General features: G+C 32.9%; 3 protein-coding genes. All 3 read right to left on the minus strand.

The window, feature by feature from the left end; translation table 11 throughout:
* Positions 1-244: 244 nt before the first annotated feature.
* The 3 genes from G525_RS0117735 to G525_RS0117745 all read right to left on the minus strand — a co-directional run bounded on the left by G525_RS0117735 (position 245) and on the right by G525_RS0117745 (position 2,406).
* Entirely contained in the window at positions 245-811 is a 567-nt protein-coding gene (locus G525_RS0117735) for a hypothetical protein (protein WP_027127324.1), read from the minus strand.
* Positions 812-974: 163 nt separating this feature from the next.
* Positions 975-1,442, minus strand: coding sequence for a DUF695 domain-containing protein (locus tag G525_RS0117740; RefSeq protein WP_051210011.1), 468 nt, complete (start codon positions 1,440-1,442; stop codon positions 975-977).
* A 169-nt stretch (positions 1,443-1,611) separates the two neighbouring features.
* Positions 1,612-2,406 carry a cation efflux transmembrane domain-containing protein gene (locus tag G525_RS0117745; protein ID WP_027127326.1) on the minus strand — a complete coding sequence of 265 codons (795 nt, stop codon included), beginning with the start codon at positions 2,404-2,406 and terminating at the stop codon, positions 1,612-1,614.
* Positions 2,407-2,522 lie beyond the last annotated feature (116 nt).

Below are 2,522 nucleotides of genomic sequence, written 5' to 3' on the forward strand. Positions count from 1 at the left end.
ATTTTTAATTTGAAAGGTTCGCTGTAACGTCTAATTACTTTGTCATTTTTGTACATAATGTTTAAAATTATGTAGCCTTTATTCAGGACGACTCAGTATTTTGGCTAACGTTATTGTGTATGGTTAGTTGCGTGTTTAAGCAACTAATTTAGTAAACAAAAACGAACGCGAGAAAATTCCGAAGGAATTTTCCAAATAAGCAACGACCAAAGCAATTAATTATACACGGTGTTGTAAGCAGTTTTTATATTTCAGTTATTAATCTTTCAAATATTTCGAAATGATGTTTCTCTGTTCTCATTTCAATTTTCAGTTTGTCATTCCGATGTTCAATTTTATATATTTCTCCTGATAAGAAAAGACTTTTTAATATTTCAGTAAGTTTAGAAATCAATTTCGGTTTATTATTTTTCGTTTCCAAGATATATTCTTCAGACAAATTCAAGTCAGATATGGATTTGTTTACAATTTTTTTAAAAAAATCAGTTCTTGTTTTTTTTCTTATTCGAAATTCAGAATTATGGGTCCCTTTTCTTTCAGTTTCCCATTCTACGATTACTAATAGACTTTGATCTTTAGATGATAGCAATAAATTACCGCTTGATGTAAAGGTTGCTTTTTTATACATCAAATTCCAGTTTTTTGGTGAGTATATTTTTCCGAAAACCTGATAAGACCAAGCGTTATATTTACCTTTCACTTTTCCGTTTTTTTTAGCGATAAAATTTTCAAAATCAGCACAAAAATTTTCATTCATTTTATAAAATGGTGAAGACATCTCATTAGAAGAAGCATTCGGTTTTATTTTCATATGTTGATTTTTGGGAAATTGCTTACAACGGTTTTGTATATGGAAAGTTGCGTGTTTGCGTGCGAGGATTTTCCGAAGGAAAATCAGACGTAGCAAACGTGCAACGACCTTTAAATTTAGCCCAAAATAGCAATTTTTTATATACGTTGTTACCTGCTGTACTTTATTCTCTTTTTTTCAGATGCCATTCAGTCAATTTCCAATCTTCGTCTTCGTCAATTCGGTAGTCAAAATTCCGAGGATGGTCTTCACGTTCAATTAGGTCAGTCAGAAAATCATTCGCGATTTCTGGGTCAAAAATCCGCCAAATTAATTCACGCGTTTCATTCCACGTAATTCTTGCGAGAAAAAGTCCGTTTGGTTTTTCCTTATCAGCTCCTTTTATTTTGTCATCGAGAAAGTCGCCAAATTTGTCCAATATTTCTACTTCTTCTCGAGAAGGCATTCCGTTTTCGATTAGCTTTTCACATTGTAACATTACCGAACAATGCCAAACAAAAACTTCTTTCGGTTCAAATTCCGATAAACTCTTATTCACAACTGCAATTCCAGGTAATTCGTCTTGTTTAAAATTCAGAATTTGATAGTGTTCTTTTGGTATTACAACTCTAAATTCTTTGTCTTCAGCCATTGGGTTTGGGTATTGCAGGTAACGTTTATGTATAAGAATAGTTGCGGGTTTGTATGCGAGGATTTTCCGAAGGAAAATCAGACGTTACAAACAAGCAACGACCTTTTGATTAAGCACTAAACCGCAATTATTTTTATACGGTGTTGTAAGTAGTGCTTTATTTATTCATTTACTTACTTAATTTCAAAATCCTAAACGCTCCTTGAATTACCAAAACAAAAACGATTGTTCCGATAATTAAATCAGGTTTGCTCGAACTCAACCAATTTACTAAAATTCCTGCGATTATTACTCCCAAATTGATAATCACGTCATTTGAGGTGAAAATCATACTTGCTTTCATATGTGCTTCTTCTTTGCTTTTTGACTTTTGCAAAATGTAAAGACAAATTCCATTTGCGATAAGTGCAAAAATCGATACGATAATCATTGTCGAAAAATCGGGAAGTTTCTCGTCTCCGAAAAATCTTCTTAAAACTTCGACAAATCCAATAATCGCAAGTATTATTTGAAAATATCCTGCAAGTTTGGCAATCCGTTTTTTCTTTATTACTGTTCCGCCAACCGCAAACAAACTAATTCCGTACACAAAACTGTCCGCAAGCATATCTAAACTGTCGGCAACAAGTCCCATAGATTTTGAGATAATTCCTGTTGTCATTTCGATTATGAAAAATGCAAAATTTATAACGAGTACAGACCAAAGTAGTTTTTTTTGGTTTTTGTTTTCTTTAAATTCCGTTTGGTCGGTTTGTTCAGTCGAGATTTTCTTTCCGCCTAAATTCAGTTCGATAACTGACTTTTCGATTTGGTCAATTTCTCCGCTGTGAAAAACGGTCAATTGTCGATTCGGAATATCAAAGTCCAAATTCGCAATGCTTGAAATTCCATCTAATTTCATTCGGATTAGATTTTCCTCTGAAGGACAGTCCATTTTGGTGATTTCAAATATTGTCTTTTTCACTCGGTTTCTGGGTTTTGCGGCATGTCTTGTCCTGAAATATGGCTACAGGTTAAAATTGAATTAAGCTGATAATTGATATACCATATTCGGTGTTTTATAATCTAAAGATAAATGTA

Source organism: Gelidibacter mesophilus DSM 14095, assembly GCF_000423005.1.
GTDB lineage: Bacteria > Bacteroidota > Bacteroidia > Flavobacteriales > Flavobacteriaceae > Gelidibacter > Gelidibacter mesophilus.

What these genes read in the sequence shown, in the direction of transcription:
- G525_RS0117735 (WP_027127324.1), bottom strand. Translation starts at nt 811, where the DNA reads ATGAAAATAAAACCGAATGCTTCTTCTAATGAGATGTCTTCACCATTT.
- G525_RS0117740 (WP_051210011.1), bottom strand. Translation starts at nt 1,442, where the DNA reads ATGGCTGAAGACAAAGAATTTAGAGTTGTAATACCAAAAGAACACTAT.